Raw genomic sequence first — 17,029 nt, 5'->3', positions numbered from 1 at the left:
AATGCTCAGCATTGCTGAGCATTCTAAAAGTCGCATAACGTCCAACTTGGAACCGAAATTTGCAGCGCATCCCATTTTAAGTTTCCATCCCGCCATGTCTCGCTTTGTCCCCAAAGGCGACGACGCGGCACTTTATGTGGAGACTTAAGATGGAAAACGTCTGTTTGACCCCTGACAAGGCGGGTCGGTTGCTAAATCGCACTCCGAAGACCCTTAAACGTTGGCGCGATAAAGGCGTAGGGCCGAAGTTCCTCGCCGTACACGGGCGCTATTTGTACCCCGTGGCGGAACTTAGGGAGTGGATGGCCGCCAACACATTCGGGTCTTCGGCCGAACTTAATCGAGCCGCGTAAACGGCAAAGCCCGCCGGCTGGCAACCGGACGGGCTCTTTTTGTCTGATAATTTTAACGGCGAATGGAAATGGCTGACCCCCACATAGTCGTGACTTTCACCCCGAAAGTCAATTTTGCGACGCGCTTCCTTTCGCGAGTTTTTGAAGGGAAGTGTGATGTTCAAAGAAGCTATCGGCCTTAGCGCCGCTCTAAAGCGTGCCGATCCCGTCGCATACTGGGCGGAATATGACGCCGCCGAAGGTGCGCATCGTGATCTTTGGTACTACGGCCGCCACGGCTGCGAGTGGCATGTCCGTGAGGCTCTGCCGTGCGAGTATCGGGGCGTTCTCTTTCGGCAGGGGGAAAGCGCTGTCCCTGAGGGATGGTCGCGATACCCTGCCGCGATTGTCGCCATTCGCTACCGCGATGGATGCTTAGAACGATGGTTCGGGCCGGTTTCGTCCCCGCTACTGCTCTATGGTGAGCGCGGCCGAAGCACCTTCACGCGGCACTCGCCAGAAGGCTGGTGGCGGTATCTCGAGGCGATGCATGAAAGCGGAAACGGCAGCGTCCTTTGGGACATGCTTGGTGTGCCGGTGGCTGTGCAATGAGCCTCGTGTCCACAGCCGTTCGGCACGCCCGCAACGGCGATCCTGTGTTCCGCATCCGGCACGGATCGAAAGACAAACCCCAGCGGGATTGGGCCAACGGAGGGGCGATTGCCGATCCCGCCGAAGCGTTCGACACCTTCATTGAGGCTCGCACCAACATCGGCGTTCGCACTGACCGTCTTGTGGTCGTGGACGTAGACGCACACCGCGAGGGTTTGGAGACCCTTAAGGGCCACCCGCCGTTGCCTGCTACCTACACAGTGAGAACGCCGAACGGCGGGCTTCACCTGTACTTGCGCGCGCCGGCCGGCGCCGATCTATCGGGCGGAACTGATAAGCTTGGACAAGGCGTTGACATAAAGACAGGTCCGAAAAGCTACGTCATGGGCGTGGGCTCGACCTTCAAGGGTCGGGAGTACCTACTCGAGCGCGATGCACCCGTTGCGGAATGTCCGGCTTGGCTCTTAGAGCGGCTTGTGGCGGCGCATCGAAAGTCTGCGGAAGCACCGAAGACGTTGGGCGAACTAGACACGCCCGCGTCGATAGAGGCAGCGACAGCCTATCTCAAAGACGCCGCGCCGGCGGCTGTGGAGGGTTCCGGCGGTAACGAGATGACGTTCAAGGTCGCGTGCCAGGTGAAGGATCGCGGCGTTTCAGAGCCCGTATGTTTTGATCTCATGTGGGAGCACTACAACCTTCGATGCTTGCCGGAATGGCCGGCCGATGAACTAGAGACCGTTGTCGCGAACGCTTATCGCTATGGACAAGTGCCCGCCGGCCGCGACAATCCCGCGGCCGGGTTCTGCGCAGTCGAGCTTCCGAAACCGGAAAATTCGCGCTCCCTATCGTATTGGGTTGGCGACGAGCCTTTAGATGCGGAAATCGACTGGCTTGTTGATGAGACGATCCAGCGCGGCGGAATCGGGTTTCTCGGCGGCAAGTCGGGCGCGGGTAAGACCTTCCAACTCGTTCACTTGGCACTGAGCGGCGCGATGCAGCGTCCCTTCTACGGGCGCAAGATCGAAGCGGGGTTTGGAACCTACATCGTTGCCGCGGAAGGTAGCTACTCGATCACGCATCGCGTTAAAGCGGCGGCAGTGCACGCCTTCGGCTTGGACAGTAGGGCTGCGAGGCAACTTCCCCTGAAGTTCACGAAGGGTGCGATCGACGTCATGAGTTCCGCCGGCTTGGAAGCCTTCATTGCCGATTTACGGCAAGTGGACGCGGACATGCGCCGCGAGTTCGGTGTCCCGCTCGGCCTCGTCGTCTTCGATACCTTCGGACAGGCGTTCACATTGCGTGACGAAGACGCCTCAACGGAGGTAACGCGCGCCACCAAGATCATGCACTCAGTCAGCCAGACAATTGGTGCGACTTGCCTTGCGACGCATCACTTTGGTCATGGGCCGGAAAGGTTGCGCGGTTCGTCGGCACTAAGAGCTAACGCCGATTTCGTGATTGAGCTTCGCAAGAACGGCGAAGTGTTCCTCGAAAAGTGCCGTGACGCTGCGGAATGCCGCCTAGGCTGGGCAGAACTCCCCATAGTTCAGGTTGGCACCAAGAAGGACGGGCAGCCGATCACGTCATGCTTTGTCCGTGAGCTGGCGCGGCCGAATGGCACGGCCGCCGCCCCCGAAGATGGCTTCACGAGCGTCCAGAGCGGACGGGACTTTGAAGATGCCCTGGCGAAAGTGCCTTCCGGAGAAGCGGCGGCCGTTGAAGCTGCATTTAAGGCGGCACGATCTGGAAAACCGGACAGCCGTAGGAAGGCTTGGGATCGCGCTCTCAAGAAAGCATTGGCCACCGCCTACGTTCTAGAGGGGGGAAGGCTCTACAAGCGAGGCCCGGACATCCCGGACATGTCCGGATTTTAGCGTGTCCGTGTCCGCCGGACATCCGGACGGACATCCATCCATCTCTAGGAGATGGATGTCCGTGTCCCGCTCCTGTCCAAGAACCTTCAGCCTGGCCGAACGACATATTTTTTATGCGCAGCGCGGTTCGAAAAGCTTACGCATAAAATATGCGTCATTAACTCGGCGGTAAGAACTCTACGTATATTTTATGCGTTGTTCGCCCCCGCAACCGGATTTTCGGAAGCGGGCGATGGCGTTTGCGCTTTTTTAATCGTGTTGCGGCACCGTGTGTACATCGCAGATGAACAACGGAGCAAACCGATGACCAAGCCTATCTCGAAGAAATTTAAGACGAAGACCCGCGAACAGCGCGTCGATCTCGACGGCCTCGTGACCATGGCCGAAAACCTCCCCGCCCCTGGCATCGTGGGGCGCATCATCAAAACGGGCCGGCGCCAGCTCTTCGTCGGCGTCGAGCGCGTACGCGGGCAGCTCGTGCCCGTGGTGTTCGCGATTGGCGGTGCAGCATGACGCCCTGGGATCGCTTGCGGGAGCGCGCCGCTCACCTCGTTGACCGCCGCGTTCGGTTGCCTTGGCTGCTGGTGGAGACGCGCCGCGGTGGTGACGGACCGGGTTTCGCGATTGAAGCCACCGCCAAGCGCGTATCCGTCTGTGCGCGAATTGATCTCGGATATTGGGATAGATGCTGGCTCCCACCCGACGACGTGCGCAGCGAGAACATCGATCATCGCATGGGTTCCGCCTCCCTTGGCTGGGCGCATGTTTACTGGGTCTTTCGAGCACCTGGCGGTGACCGGCGGCGAGAGGAACTCGAGGGGCGGGCGTATCGTGCCGTCGTGAAAAGGATAAGCGACGCAAAACGTCTCAGTTGGCGCCACGATTTGGTGCCGCTCGATTTTCGGGCATAATTGTAATGCCCGAGTGGGCATCGAACTTCCTTTTGATTTTGCTGTGCTGAGTGCAGCGGTGCCGAATCTAAACGGCCCGCTGCATTTTTTTGCGTTCTGCGCGCGCTGGGCGATCATGAGCGCGTGGCGCATTTCGCGCCGAAAGATTTATTTTTGAAAGAGATATCGATGAAACCGATTTCCATTCCCGCGCGCGCCCATGACGCGCGCATTTTCGCTAACGCCGCCGGCTCGGACGTGCGCGCGTCTCTGGACGGACTGACCTCGACGATTAGCACCTTTCGCGACGACTTCGGTGGACGGCTCAAGGCACTCGAAGACGAAAGCCGCGAGCGCAGCCGTATCGAGCAGATCGGTGGGCGCACGGGCTGCGGTGACATTCTGAGCGGCGATGCTCGCTCCGAACGTGAAGCCTTCGCAGCTTTTGGTCGCGGCATCCGCGCGTCGATGGGCACCGACAATAAGCCTGATGGCGGCTACCTCGTTCCTCGCACGGTTGAACAGAGCATCGCCCGCCTCGCCCGTGACGCGACGCCGATGCGTTCCATCGCGCGCGTCGTCACCACTGACACGAGCGCGTACGTCAAGTGCGTGAGCCTCAATGGTCCCACTGCGACATGGGTAGGCGAGCGCGAGGCGCGCAATCAGACGCCGGGAATGAAACTGTCCGAGCTGGAATTCCCCGTATGGGAACTTCAGGCGATGCCGGCCGTGACGCAGACGCTTATCGACGACGCCTTCGCAGATGTTGCTGCTGAGCTTAGTCTTGAGATCGCGACGGCGTTTTCGGAAATGGAAGATACGGCTTTCGTTCACGGCACCGGCATCAAGCAGCCGAAAGGCTTCCTTTCCGTCCCTAAGGTCGCGGACCCGTCTTGGGCATGGGGCAAAATCGGCTTCCGCGTGAGCGGCGTTGCCGCGGCGTTGTCCGACAGCACGCACAACGGCGTGGACGCCCTCTACGATTTGTATTTTTCGCTCAAAGCAACGTACCGGGCGAACGCGAGCTGGCTGATGAACAGCTCGACTGCCGCAACGGTTGCGAAGCTGAAGGATGATAACGAAAACTACCTCTGGCAACCGTCTATCCAAGTTGGTCAGCCCGCAACGCTCCTTGGCCGCCCGGTAGTGATTGATGAAAATATGCCGTCGATCGAAGCGGACGCGACGCCGATTGCGTTCGGTGACTTCGAGCGGGGCTATCTGATCGTAGACCGCACGGGCATTCGCGTTCTTCGCGATCCGTATTCAACGAAGCCTTACGTCCTGTTCTACACCACGAAGCGCGTTGGCGGCGGTGTGCAGGACTACGCGGCTATCAAGCTGCTGAAGATCGCCGCCTCGTAAGCGGCGTGTCGGAAGGGGCCGGATCGTGCTCAATGTTCCAAAAAATCTTGAGGTCGATCCGGCCTTTCATCCGATGCTGCGTCTCACTGAGGGCGTAATGCTCAAGCCCGCTGAAGTCGCGAGGCACCTTCGCGTATCAGTTGGGCATCTCGGCTTTATGCGGCGACACGGCGGCGGGCCTCGATACGTGATGGTCGGCCGCCATGTTCGCTATCGCCATGCCGATGTGTTGGCATTCGAGATCAACCGCAGCTCTGGTCCGGTCTCTCCGGATGCTATCGCGCTCGCATTAGCATCCGTTCCCGGCCTTCCCCCGAAGGTCCGTGATGTCATCACGTCGCACGTGACTGCGGTGCTCTTTCCGCCGAGCGAACCGAGGCCGCGGAGACGCGCGACGCAACTAACCCGAAAATAAAAGGAAAAAACTTTCACGCGTTTGCCCTTGGGGACCGCCGCATGGGGTCGCATTTTCAAATTCGCGAAACGCGGAAGTTTTCTAAAAGGTGATTTTAATGGCTAAAGTAGGCAGGAAGCCTAAAAGCAACGTGATCCGGTTGTTAGAAGGTAATCCGGGCAAGCGCCCGATCGCTGACGACGAAATCATTGTCGATTTGCCCCCGCAAAAGCCGCCCGTTGTCGCTGCAAACCCCGTGGCCTCCGCGGAATGGGACCGCGTGCTCTCGATTATGCCGCCTGGGCTGATCAGCGCCGCGCACGAAGGCGTGCTAGCAGCCCATGCTCTCGCCTGGGGGATGCTCTGCACGTCGCAGGAAGCCATTGCCGACCTCGGGATAACGGTTGAAACGGCGCGAGGTCGGACCAGCAACCCGGCCGTCAAGACGTGGAAGATTGCCGTCGATACCCTTCATAGGACAGCCGGTCTTTTGGGGCTGCACCCCGGCGCGCGCTTAAACGTTCCGAAACGCGGCGAGACGCCATTTGGCGGGAGGTTTGCCGGCCTACTAGGCGGACTGCCCCGTAAGAATTAAATTCAACCTGTGGCCATACAAGGTTGAGAAAGTAAGTTATTTCGAAACGGTATACCGCTTTAAATGAAGCGGCCCGTCGCGCTGCGCTAACAGCTCGGCGGGCCTAGAGCCAACCCTACCTGTAATAGGAGTGACCCATGCTTCGGGAGTCTAACGGGCGCGGAACGCGCTGTCTCGGCTATTGTGCAGCCGCAACCTTCATCCTATGCGCCGCGGCGCAAAACTCGCTTCACGGTTGGGCACTTGGTGCCCGAAGCTCAGAGATCGCCGCATTAATCCTCGCGATTGCCTCCATTGCCGGCGCAATCATGACGCCGATCGCACTCGCAGCCGCTTTCAACGCCTTCGGCCGGTGGCAGTTTGTGCGGGGCTTAGTGGCTCTAGCATTGGCCGCTTGCTGTTTTGCCTATGCGACTGTCAGCTCACTCGGCTTTGTTAGTGGCGCCCGCGACGTTGCAGCCGCCACGCGCGGCGCCGAAGCGGACGCGTACGCAATCGCACGAGACAAGGCGAAGGTGGCGAATGTCGAGCTTGCGACGTTGGCGGCGGCACCGCGGGGCAACCGTAAGACCGAAGCGGCACGCGCCGAGCGCAAAGCGAAACTCGAGGCCGATCGCGCCGACGCCGAGCGCGTCATGGCCGCCGGCGCCACGGCAACCGTGGCCGATCCGACCGCAGCATCCATGGCCAGCTATGCGGCTGCGCTCGGCTATGAGGTAGAGCCAGCGAAGCTGTCGCCCTGGCTTGTGCTGCTCTCGGTCATCTTTTTCGAGCTTGGCGCCGCGGCTTCGCTGATCGTCGTTGGGGCGCTTCCCGGCGCTGCGGCGAAGGCAGAGCCGGCCAAGTCCGCGCCTGCCGTTGAACCTAAGCCGGTGCCGGAGGTAGCAGCCGCTCCGGCCATGGCCGATGCTCCCGAAGCTCCGCAAGACGATCGAAAGACGGTAGGACGTAAGCGCTCGCGCGCCCTAGACGATGTGCTAGCGAAGATCAAGAGCGCAGGCGGCCAGCTCGAGGGGCCACTAGACGAGCTTGGCGAACGGCTTGGGTTGTCGAAGTCGTCTGCGCATCGGGCGCTTCACGCGTTGGCCGGGCTCGGCGCCGTTAATCTCGCGACGAGTGCGGCAGGGACGTTGGTGCAGCTCCGATAGTCAGTAACCTTTCGTTAACCGAATCCGTCCGGTATCTGATTATTTCGGAGGGCGGACAATGGCTTATTTTTGGGGTCGTTTCGGGCTTATCGCTGTCTCGGTGATCGCGTCACAAATTGTCAACGTGTCCGCTGCGAGCGCTGCGCAGCAAAAGTTCACGGAGGCGGACTTCTATTGGGATGCAGGCACAAAGAATCATAAGCGCCTGATAATCGCCGCGGTGAATCGCCTGCACCGCGAGGATGCTCGATGCCGCGATGTTATTCACGCCGGCACGGCTGCGAAGTCCGTCACGCGATCGAAAGCAGCGAATCGGCCGGTGTTTTTCGTCCTGTGCGGCGAGGGGTTCGATACCGTAACCGTTCATTTCGATGAATTGAGCATGAAAGCTACCGCTCCACTTTCGGCGCCCGTTCACGTCGATCAAAGCGCGGCGGTTCAGTTCTGTGAGGACTATGCGAAGTCTCGCGCCGTCCGGCCAAGCACAGTTAGCTTCTCACGCTTTCTTGATACAGCCGTGGCCGAACACCCCAACGGGCGCACGACGGTTTTTTCCTCCTTCACTGCGAAGAATAACGTTGGTGTTGAGCTGAACTACACGATCCGGTGCTTGATCGATCGGTCTGGCATCATTGAAGGACATATCGGGCGAGCGTCGTGAAATACAGAGCCCTAAAATGTTTGAAAGAGGTTGCCGGACGCGATCGGTCGAAAATTTCGGGTCGGCCCGATGGCCGCCAAGCGAATTAGATCATTCTTGAAGGGTGCGACATGGATTTGATAATCGGATGGGTTTTGCTCTCGATTGCAGTCGGTGTAGGGGCTCGCAATCGGTTTAACAGGAGCGGCGCTGATTGGTGCGTACTTTCCCTTGTTGTCTCGCCGTTGATCGCAGGGGCGTTTCTCCTGGCCGCGGGCCCGAAAATAGCGAAAGCAAAGCGACCTCTCAGAGGTTTAAAGAACTGCCCGCCACCACTTCCTACTGACGATTTGGATGCCGCGATTAGAGGGCTTCGGGCGTAGTTTCGTATCAAAATTTGCGCGACAACATGCGTTCGGCCAGCCTCTCCGCATCAACAAGCGGAGATCGCCCATGGCCGAACGCATTCCCCTTTCGAAGCTCGCAAAGCTCACGCAGCGCTCGCCGGCTGAGCTTTCAGCCTACCTAAATGTTAAAGCCTTTGACGAGAGCCACGCCGGCGCGCCCGAACAGCATGTGACGGCTGTAAAGGCGATCGAACTTCTCATTGCGTCCGACCTCGAACGCATGTGCCCGTCCCGCGTGGAGCGCGTGCGCCTGGTCAACCGCGTCATGGCGGACTTCAGCCGGCCGCGTGATGCTTATCCGGCGCTGTTCGCGTTCGATCCGGCCAGCGGTCGCTCGCACATCGAATTCAGCCGCTCAGTTGATATGGGGGCGCTGTCCTATCGGCTGACAGCCGACGCGCATCCGCATCCCGGCCAGGGCTTCGCGCGCGCCGACATTGGCGTCACCTCGAGCGGGTTCATCGTGCTCGACTTGGCAGAGATCACGCGTCGCGTGTTTGAGGCGGCCGACGACGCGAGGGCAGGGTTTACACCGGCAGGGGTAAAGCCTTGAATCTTCACGGCGTGGCCAAATGTAAACCTGCGACTTAAGTGATTGAAAACATGGGGTTTAGGTGCCTCGGCCCTGGGCACCATCGCCTTTTCAGGCCCATCTCTAAATCTCACGCGGCCGAGCCGCACATCGAAGTGCGCGCTACCGGCCGCATGGTGCCTTTATCCGGCCGACAACCGTTCGATCTGCGCACCGCACGCCGAGAGCTTCTGCTCCAGCCGCTCGAACCCGCGGTCGAGATGATAGACGCGGTTGATGAGCGTCTCGCCTTCGGCCATCAGCCCAGCGATCACGAGCGAGACGGACGCGCGCAAATCCGTCGCCATGACCGGCGCACCGCGCAGGCTCTTGACCCCGCGAATGGTTGCCGTGTCGCCGTGTAGCTTGATGTCCGCGCCGAGGCGGGCCAGCTCCTGCACATGCATGAAGCGGTTCTCGAAGATCGTCTCGCGGATCACGCTGGTGCCCTTCGCGCGCGTCATCAGGGCCATGAACTGCGCCTGCAGATCGGTCGGGAAGCCGGGGAACGGCTGTGTTTCCACGTCGATCGGGACGATGCCGTCTCCGTTGCGCGTGATGCGGATTCCGTTGTCGGTGTCCGTCACGGTCGCGCCGGTCTCGGCCAGAGTGTCGAGCGCCGTCGTGAGCAGGTCCCGCCGCGTGCCTTCCAGCACCACGTCGCCCCCCGTCGCCGCGACGGCGAAGGCGAACGTCCCCGTCTCGATGCGGTCGGGCAGCACAGCGTGCACCGCGCCTTCGAGCCTCGGTTTGCCTTGGATGCGCAGCGTGGAGGTCCCGATGCCCTCGATGACAGCGCCCATCTTCACGAGGCAGGCCGCCACGTCGCCCACTTCCGGCTCGCGCGCGGCGTTCTCGATCAGTGTCTCGCCCTTCGCGAGCGCGGCGGCCAGAAGCACGTTGTGGGTCGCGCCCACCGACACTTTCGGGAAGATCACGTGCCCGCCTCTGAGGCCCTTGGGTGCCCGCGCGATCACATAGCCGCCGTCGATCTCGATGTCTGCGCCAAGCGCCTTGAGGCCGGTGAGATGAAGGTCTACGGGCCGCGTTCCGATGGCGCATCCGCCGGGGAGCGACACCTTTGCTTCGCCCATCCTGGCGAGCAGCGGACCCAGAACCCAGAAACTCGCGCGCATCCGTGACACCAGATCGTAGGGCGCCATCGTATCCGAGATATCGCGCGCCGTGAGGTGGAAGGTTTCGCCGAGGTGCGACGTGCCACCGACCCGCTTTCCGTCGACGGCAAGGTCCACGCCGTGGTTGCGCAGGATGCGGGCGAGGAGGTTCACGTCCGCGAGGTTCGGCACGTTTTTGAGCGTGAGCCGGTCCTCGGTGAGAAGCGTCGCGATCATCAGCGGCAGCGCCGCGTTCTTCGCGCCCGAGATCGGGATCGACCCCTTGAGGCGCTCGCCGCCAACGATCTTAATTCGGTCCATGAGGTGCTCGGAGCCTTTGTGCAGGGTGGGCGGCGAGTGTCCGGCTGCGGACCAGTGGAGTGCTTCGCCGATGTGTGACGAGATGATTAATCGCTCCGGGGCCCGAAGCGCAACGGAAAGGGCAGGGAACGGCTCCTGGGCGCGGCCCGCCTACGCGTGGGGTTCGTCCTTTCGAGCGGGGGCCGGAGACGAGGCGGTAGATGTTTCGGAAGGAGCGTCGTCGTGCGTTCGCTTGGCGCGCTGAAGCGCTTTGCGGCGCGCAAGGTTGTCTCGCAGCGCCTTGGCCAGCCGCTCCTCCTTTTTCGCGGCGGAATGCGACGGCGCGCGGGGATCTTTGGACGTCATGAAGCGAGCGCTCGGATGATCGGCATCGGATGGGTTTCTAGCTATCGCGCGCGCAAGGCGATGCCAAGCGGGCAGGGGGCGAACGAGAGGTGATCTGCAATCTCAGATTGATAGCCGCGCCGCAGGCCTCAACCTTAAATAGATAATATGCAGTGGACTGACGATCTTCGTTGACACTCATTTAGTTAACTGTCTTGCTGAGCACTTAACCATGTTGTGCTCGTGTGTGCGTTATGTCGGTCTCGCGTCAGCCAGGTCGTCGCGTCAGTGGAAGCCGGCACCTCGGCGCTGGGCTCGTGGGACTTTCGGCGCTTTTCGCCACCTGCAATAGCCTCGCATCGGACGTGGAACTCACTGAAAAACCGAGGGAATGGCAGGTGTGGACGGGCGCGGATGCGTCGTCCAACGTCTGGTTGCTCTATTCTGGCGTGACGTCGTCCCCGTGGAGCCGGATGCACGAGGAAGGGCTGAAGCTGCGCGCGTCCGGCGGATATGGCGAGTACACGTATTCGGATCGGGTTCCCTCGTCCGACCCCGCCCTGGACCCCCGCGACCGGGAAGCGACGTTCCACGCCAAGACCCATTACGCCGAGATCCTGGTCGGCTACCTCATGCGCTTCGGCGAGTTGACGGCCAAAGCTTTCGTCGGTCCCTCCATCATCGGCCACGACATCTCGCCCGCCGACACCGAAACGGTGGTTATAGGCGACGAAATCGGCCTGAAAGGCGTGCTGGAGCTGTGGCTGAACATGGGTGAGCGCGGCTGGGGCTCGCTCGATATGTCGTTCTCCTCGGCGCACGACACCGCCTCCGCGCGCGCCCGTACCGGCTATCGCATCTGGCCCAGGCTTTCGCTCGGCGTCGAAGCCGCGGTCAACGTCGATGCGCAGGGCCAATGCCGTATGGACGTTTCCAGCGCGTCCGGCTGCAAGTCCGCCTATGACCGGGAAACGCGCCTGATGGATTACGGACGCGCCGGCGGTTTCGTGCGCTATGAGCTTGAGCGCGGGGAACTTTCGCTGTCCGTCGGCGCGCTCGGCGATAAGTTTTCCCGCGACGGAAAAACTGAAATCTCGCCCTACGCGACGGTCAATTGGCTGACCCAGTTCTGAGGCGATAGCCCGTCTCTATCCAATCCCAATCGGCGTGAAACGCCTGAAATTCCTCATCAAAGAGACTTGAAAACACGTTGGCAACCAAAGCGTTGCCGCGGCGCGCGGACGCGAGGGCCTCGCCTTGACGAAGCCGCAATTTGTCACCACAAACAAAATGACCGTTCGTTTTGTTTCCAAGGGAACAGCGCCCGCGCCCGAGCAGCCTTAAGGCTGCGTCCTGATCGAGAAAGCGTTATGCCAAAGCTCAAGCCCGAGACCCTGCGCCAGCGCCGCGAGAGCATCCTCGATGCCGCCGAGCGCTGTTTCGCGCGCTCAGGCTTCCACCGCACCACCATGCAGCACATCTGCAAGGAAGCCGGCATCAGCCCCGGCGGGCTCTACGTCCACTTCGCCTCGAAAGAAGACCTCATCGCGGGGATCACGGAGCGTGACCGGGCGAAACTTGCAGCGAAGCTCGCCGATCTGCCGGATGCGCCGGATCTGCTCACCGCGCTGAGCAGGCTTGGCGAGCACTACACGCTGGAAGAGCCGCACTATAAGCGCGTCCTTTGCGTGGAGATCGGCTGCGAAGCGACGCGGAACCCCGCCGTTGGCGAGATCTATCGCACGGTCGACACGTTTTGCCGTCAAAGCTTCGAGCAGGTCTTCGCAAAGGCCCGCGAAAGCGGCCGGATCGCGGCAGAAGACGATCCCCGTCTGCTGGCCGAAGTTGTGTCCCTGATCGGCGACGGCCTGTTCTGGCGTCGCGCCGTCCACCCCGAGTTTAATGCCCAAGAGGTTCTGCCGGTGCTTGTTCGCATGGTGAGTGAGTTGTTGAAGCCTGTGGATCCGGCAAAAGAGGCGGTGCGCCCGCCCCCCGCCAAGCCCGCGAAAAAGGCCGCGCGTGCTCGTGCGGAGGCTGCCCAATGAAAAAGCGCCTTCTCATTATTCTTCTGGGACTCGGCGGCCTCGCTGTCGCCGCGTATCAATCAGGCCTCGTCGCCCCCTATCTCGAAACGCTCGCGGCCAAACACGAGACTGAAGAAAAAGCCGAAGCGCCGAAGTCCGGCCCGCCGGTTCCGGTCGTCTCCGTCGTGTACGCGAGGCGCGCGGATTTCGTCGACAGCGTCCTGGTGACCGGCTCCTTCGCCGCGCGCGAGGAAATCCTCGTGGCGCCGGAAGTCGACGGCATGCGCGTGCTCGAAATCCGCGCCGAGGTTGGCGACCGCGTGAAAAAAGGCGATGTGCTGGCCGTGCTCGTGACGGAGCAGATCGACGCGCAAATCGCCGCCAACGACGCAGCGCTCGCAAGCGCCACCGCCGCCATTGCGCGGTCGCAGAGCCTGATTGCCGAGCAGGAGGCGCGCGTCGCGGAAGCCGAAGCGCAGCTTGAGCGCGCCCGCCCGCTCGTGAAGTCCAAACACCTGTCCGAAAGCGTCTTCGATCAGCGCATCGCGCTTGCAAAAACGGCGGAGGCCCAACTCGCATCGGCCAAGAGCGCACTCGCTCAGGCAGAAGCGGAAAAGGCGCAGATCCAAGCGCAGCGGCGGGAGCTGGATTGGCGGCACTCCAACGCGGAAGTGCGCGCGCCGACCGATGGTGTCGTGAGCCGTCGCAGCGGCCGCGTCGGCGGCATCGCCACCGCAAGCGCTCTCACCGGCGGCGACACGATGTTTCGCTTGATCGAGAACGGCGAGATCGAGCTCGAAGCCGAGGTCGTCGAGACACACCTCTGGAAGGTGAAGCCGGGTCAGCAGGCGCGCATCCGGGCGTCCGGCGGGATCGAGGTCACGGGCACCGTCCGCCTCGTCTCGCCCGAAGTCGACAAAGCGACACGCCTCGGCAACGTCCGCATTTTCCTCGGCGATAGGGACGACATCAAGATCGGCGCCTTCGGGCGCGGCATCATCGAGACAGGCGCCGGAAGCGCGGTCGCCGTCCCGCTCTCGGCTGTGCTCTACACCGACGACGGCCCGACCGTGCAGGTCGTCGTGGACGGAGAGATCGCCACCCGCAACGTCAAGACGGGCCATGAAACGGCGGGCATGATCGGCATCGAAAGCGGCGTTGCAGAAGGCGAGCTGGTTGTCCAGAAGTCCGGAACCTTCCTGCGCGACGGCGACGCTGTCCGTCCCTTGAAACCGGACGAGGCAACGCCGGGCAAGCTCAGTGAGGCCGGCCGATGAACCTCAACGTCTCGGCGTGGGCGATCCGAAATCCGGTGCCCTCGATCGTTCTGTTCCTGGTGCTGATGGTGCTGGGAATGCAGGCGTTCCAGGCGCTGCCCGTCACGCGCTTCCCAAACATCGACGTTCCGCTCATCCAGATCCGCATCTATCAGGCGGGCGCGGCGCCGACCGAGCTTGAGACCCAGGTCACGAAGCGTGTCGAAGATGCCGTCTCCGGCGTCAATGGCGTGAAGCACATCACCTCGACCGTCACCGAAGGCGCGTCGCTGACCAGCATCGAATTTCGCCTGGAGATCGACTCGGATCGCGCCCTGAATGATGTGAAGGATGCCGTCCAGCGCATCAAGACCGACCTGCCGCGCACGATAGAAGAGCCGGTCGTGACGCGCGTCGAGCTGGAAGGCCTCCCCATCGTCACCTACGCGGCGCGCGCGCCGGGCATGACGCCGGAGGAACTCTCCTGGTTCGTGGACGATACGGTGTCGCGCCTGTTGCAGGGTGTGCCCGGCGTTTCGGAAGTGCGCCGCATGGGCGGCGTCGAGCGTGAGATCCGTATCGATCTCGATCCCGACCGCCTGCTGTCATTCGGCGTCACGGCGGGAGATGTGAACGCACAGGTTCGTGCGTCGAACGTCAATCTTGCCGGAGGCCGCGGCGAGATTGCGGGCCGCGAGCAGGCGATCCGTACGCTCGCAAGCAAGGTAACCGTGAGCGAGCTGGCCGCCACGATGGTCGCGCTTCCCGGCGGCAGAAAGGTGCGGCTCGACCAACTCGGAACGGTGACGGATTCGATTGCGGAGCCGCGCACGTTCGCCAAGCTCGATGGAGAATTCATCGTCGCGTTCTCGGTCAGCCGTGCGAAGGGCGCGAGCGACACCGTGGTTGCCGCCGCGGTGGCCGAGCGCTTGAAGGAGATCGAGACCCGCTATCCCGACGTCGCCATTCAACGCATCGACAACACCGTCGACTACACGATGGGCGTTTACGAAGCGACCATGAAGACGCTGCTCGAAGGCGCTGTGCTGGCCGTCATCGTGGTATTCCTGTTCCTGCGCGATTTGCGCGCGACCGTCATCGCAGCCGTTGCGCTGCCGCTCTCCATCGTGCCGGCGTTCTGGGCCATGTCGGTGATGGACTTTTCGCTCAATCTCGTGAGCCTCCTCGCCGTCACGATCGTGACCGGCATTCTCGTCGACGACGCCATCGTCGAGATCGAGAACATCGACCGGCACATCCATCAAGGGAAATCCGCCTGGCGCGCGTCCCTCGAAGGCGCGGACGAGATCGGCCTTGCGGTTATCGCTACGACACTCACCATCATCGCCGTCTTCACGCCCGTGTCGTTCATGGGCGGCATCGCCGGCCAGTACTTCAAGCAGTTCGGTCTCGTCGTATCCGCGGCGGTCTTCTTCTCGTTGCTCGTCGCGCGTCTCATCACACCGATGATGACCGCCTACTTCATGCGTCCGAGCGCCCACGCCGAGAAGGAAGGCTGGATTCTCCGAACCTACACGCGCCTCGTGCGCTGGTCCGTTCGCCACTATGTCATGACGGTCATGCTCGGCCTCATGGTGTTCGCGGGCTCCATCGGCAGCTTTTTCCTTCTGCCGTCCGGATTCATGCCCACCGAGGATTCGGGCCGCATGTTGCTCGGCGTCGAGCTCCCGCCTGGTTCGCGCCTCGCGGATACGGAGCGTACGCTGGACGAGATCGCGCGCCGCGTCAGCGAGCGGCCGGACGTCGAGAGCGCGTTCGCGCTCGGCGGCACGCTGCTGGGCGGCGGTGAGGAAGTGCGCAAGGCGACGCTCATCATCACGCTCGTTCCGCGCAAAGAGCGCGCGCTCTCGCAAGGCGATATCCGCGAGGAATTGAGCCGCAATCTCGCGGGCCTCCCCGACATCCGCTACTTCTTCCTGCAGGACGATGGCCAGCGTGAACTCCAACTCGTCGTGACGGGACGGGACGGCGACGCCGTGACGCGCATCGCGGCCGAACTGACGAGCGAGGCGAAGCGTCTGAACCAGCTTACCAACGTCGTGTCCACCGCCGAGCTGGACCGGCCGGAGCTGCGCATTTATCCGCGCTCCGAGCTTGCGGCCGAGCTTGGCATCACCACCGAAGCGATCTCTGAGGCTGTTCGCATCGCCACCATCGGCGACATCGGCGCAAACCTCGCCAAGTTCGACGTGGCCGACCGTCAGGTTCCGATCCGCGTGCAGCTGCGCGAAAGCGCGCGCGAAAATCGCCAGCTTCTCGAAGAGCTGAAGGTGGCAACGGCCTCGGGCGGCGCTGTGCCGCTCTCTGCGGTGGCGACGTTCAGCTACGGCCAGAGCCCGACCGCCATCGACCGTTACGACCGCACGCGCCGTATCGTGCTTGGCGCCGACCTCGTGCCCGGCACGCCGCTGGGAGACGCGGTGAAGGCCGTGATGGCGTTGCCGGCGGCGCAGGATCTTCCGCCGGGCGTCGAGATCCGCGAGTTCGGCGCGGCCGAGATCATGGGCGAAGTGTTCGAGAGCTTCGGGGCAGCCATGGCCGCGGGTCTCATGATGGTTTACGCGGTGCTCGTGCTCCTGTTCGCGAGCTTCCTGCAACCGATCACCATTCTGTTCTCTCTGCCGCTCTCCATCGGTGGTGCGATTGTCGGCCTCGCGCTCACGGGCAACACCATCAGCCTTCCGGTCGTGATCGGCGTGTTGATGCTGATGGGGATCGTGACGAAAAACGCGATCCTGCTCGTGGACTTCGGCATCGAGGAAATGCGCCGCGGCACGGAACGGCGCGAGGCCATCGTCGATGCCGGCCGCAAGCGCGCGCGTCCAATCATTATGACGACCATTGCCATGGCGGCAGGCATGCTGCCCTCGGCACTCGCGCTCGATTCAGGCGGCGAGTTCCGCGCCCCGATGGCGATCGCGGTGATCGGCGGTCTTCTCTCGTCGACGGTCTTGAGCCTCGTGTTCGTGCCGGCGGTGTTCGTCCTTATGGACGATGTGGGTCAGTGGATCTGGCGCTTCTTCGGCCGCTTCGTCGGTCCCCGCGACGAACCAGGCGACAATCCATCGGCATCGCCGCCCACATCGCCACGCCCCGCAGCCGCGGAGTAACAGCGCATCCGATCGAGCGGTGCCGCA

General features: G+C 62.2%; 16 protein-coding genes. 15 read left to right on the top strand and 1 reads right to left on the bottom strand.

Annotation, left to right across the window (positions count from 1 at the left end; translation table 11 throughout):
• Positions 1-134 precede the first annotated feature (134 nt).
• The 11 genes from W911_RS18965 (at position 135) to W911_RS00230 (ending at position 8,813) form a co-directional block, all read left to right on the top strand.
• Entirely contained in the window at positions 135-353 is a 219-nt protein-coding gene (locus W911_RS18965) for a helix-turn-helix domain-containing protein (protein ID WP_081717581.1), read from the top strand.
• A gap of 156 nt (positions 354-509) precedes the next feature.
• The gene (locus W911_RS00270; RefSeq protein WP_023785509.1) at positions 510-944 is read left to right on the top strand and encodes a hypothetical protein; all 435 of its coding nucleotides are present in this window, start codon (positions 510-512) and stop codon (positions 942-944) included.
• Entirely contained in the window at positions 941-2,818 is a 1,878-nt protein-coding gene (locus W911_RS17015; protein ID WP_051388485.1) for a bifunctional DNA primase/polymerase, read from the top strand. The genes W911_RS00270 and W911_RS17015 overlap by 4 nt, the downstream gene beginning before the upstream one ends.
• Before the next feature lie 303 nt (positions 2,819-3,121).
• Positions 3,122-3,331 carry a hypothetical protein gene (locus tag W911_RS00260; protein ID WP_023785507.1) on the top strand — a complete coding sequence of 70 codons (210 nt, stop codon included), beginning with the start codon at positions 3,122-3,124 and terminating at the stop codon, positions 3,329-3,331.
• Complete coding sequence (locus W911_RS18245; RefSeq protein ID WP_158412811.1) at positions 3,328-3,729, top strand: hypothetical protein; 402 nt, start codon at positions 3,328-3,330, stop codon at positions 3,727-3,729. The genes W911_RS00260 and W911_RS18245 overlap by 4 nt, the downstream gene beginning before the upstream one ends.
• A 123-nt stretch (positions 3,730-3,852) precedes the next feature.
• Positions 3,853-5,076, top strand: coding sequence for a phage major capsid protein (locus tag W911_RS00255; RefSeq protein ID WP_158412810.1), 1,224 nt, complete (start codon positions 3,853-3,855; stop codon positions 5,074-5,076).
• Positions 5,077-5,149: 73 nt separating this feature from the next.
• Positions 5,150-5,491 (top strand): helix-turn-helix domain-containing protein, encoded by a 342-nt coding sequence (locus tag W911_RS18960; RefSeq protein ID WP_425277595.1) that lies wholly within the window; start codon positions 5,150-5,152, stop codon positions 5,489-5,491.
• 97 nt (positions 5,492-5,588) lie between these two features.
• Positions 5,589-6,065, top strand: coding sequence for a P27 family phage terminase small subunit (locus W911_RS17010; protein WP_023785504.1), 477 nt, complete (start codon positions 5,589-5,591; stop codon positions 6,063-6,065).
• Positions 6,066-6,373: 308 nt separating this feature from the next.
• Positions 6,374-7,213 (top strand): helix-turn-helix domain-containing protein, encoded by an 840-nt coding sequence (locus tag W911_RS00245; protein ID WP_158412809.1) that lies wholly within the window; start codon positions 6,374-6,376, stop codon positions 7,211-7,213.
• A 58-nt stretch (positions 7,214-7,271) separates the two neighbouring features.
• A complete protein-coding gene (locus W911_RS17005; RefSeq protein WP_023785502.1) occupies positions 7,272-7,874 on the top strand; it encodes a hypothetical protein in 603 nt (200 codons plus the stop codon).
• A 432-nt stretch (positions 7,875-8,306) separates the two neighbouring features.
• A complete protein-coding gene (locus W911_RS00230; protein WP_023785500.1) occupies positions 8,307-8,813 on the top strand; it encodes a hypothetical protein in 507 nt (168 codons plus the stop codon).
• 161 nt (positions 8,814-8,974) lie between these two features.
• Here W911_RS00230 and murA read toward each other — a convergent pair whose 3' ends face one another.
• Positions 8,975-10,267, bottom strand: coding sequence for a UDP-N-acetylglucosamine 1-carboxyvinyltransferase (gene murA / locus W911_RS00225; RefSeq protein ID WP_023785499.1), 1,293 nt, complete (start codon positions 10,265-10,267; stop codon positions 8,975-8,977).
• A 641-nt stretch (positions 10,268-10,908) separates the two neighbouring features.
• Here murA and bcsS point away from each other — a divergent pair.
• The 4 genes from bcsS (at position 10,909) to W911_RS00200 (ending at position 17,002) form a co-directional block, all read left to right on the top strand.
• On the top strand, positions 10,909-11,724 hold the full coding sequence (bcsS, locus tag W911_RS00215) for a cellulose biosynthesis protein BcsS (protein ID WP_023785497.1): 816 nt from the start codon (positions 10,909-10,911) through the stop codon (positions 11,722-11,724).
• A gap of 237 nt (positions 11,725-11,961) precedes the next feature.
• A complete protein-coding gene (locus W911_RS00210; protein ID WP_023785496.1) occupies positions 11,962-12,636 on the top strand; it encodes a TetR/AcrR family transcriptional regulator in 675 nt (224 codons plus the stop codon).
• Entirely contained in the window at positions 12,633-13,892 is a 1,260-nt protein-coding gene (locus tag W911_RS00205) for an efflux RND transporter periplasmic adaptor subunit (RefSeq protein WP_023785495.1), read from the top strand. The genes W911_RS00210 and W911_RS00205 overlap by 4 nt, the downstream gene beginning before the upstream one ends.
• Complete coding sequence (locus W911_RS00200; protein WP_023785494.1) at positions 13,889-17,002, top strand: efflux RND transporter permease subunit; 3,114 nt, start codon at positions 13,889-13,891, stop codon at positions 17,000-17,002. Before W911_RS00205 ends, W911_RS00200 begins: the two co-directional genes overlap by 4 nt.
• The last annotated feature ends 27 nt before the right edge of the window (positions 17,003-17,029 follow it).

The sequence above is a fragment of the Hyphomicrobium nitrativorans NL23 genome, assembly GCF_000503895.1.
Classification (GTDB): Bacteria; Pseudomonadota; Alphaproteobacteria; order Rhizobiales; family Hyphomicrobiaceae; genus Hyphomicrobium_C; species Hyphomicrobium_C nitrativorans.
The sequence above is the reverse complement of the archived record's forward strand: the minus strand, read 5'-3'. Positions and strand labels throughout refer to the sequence as shown.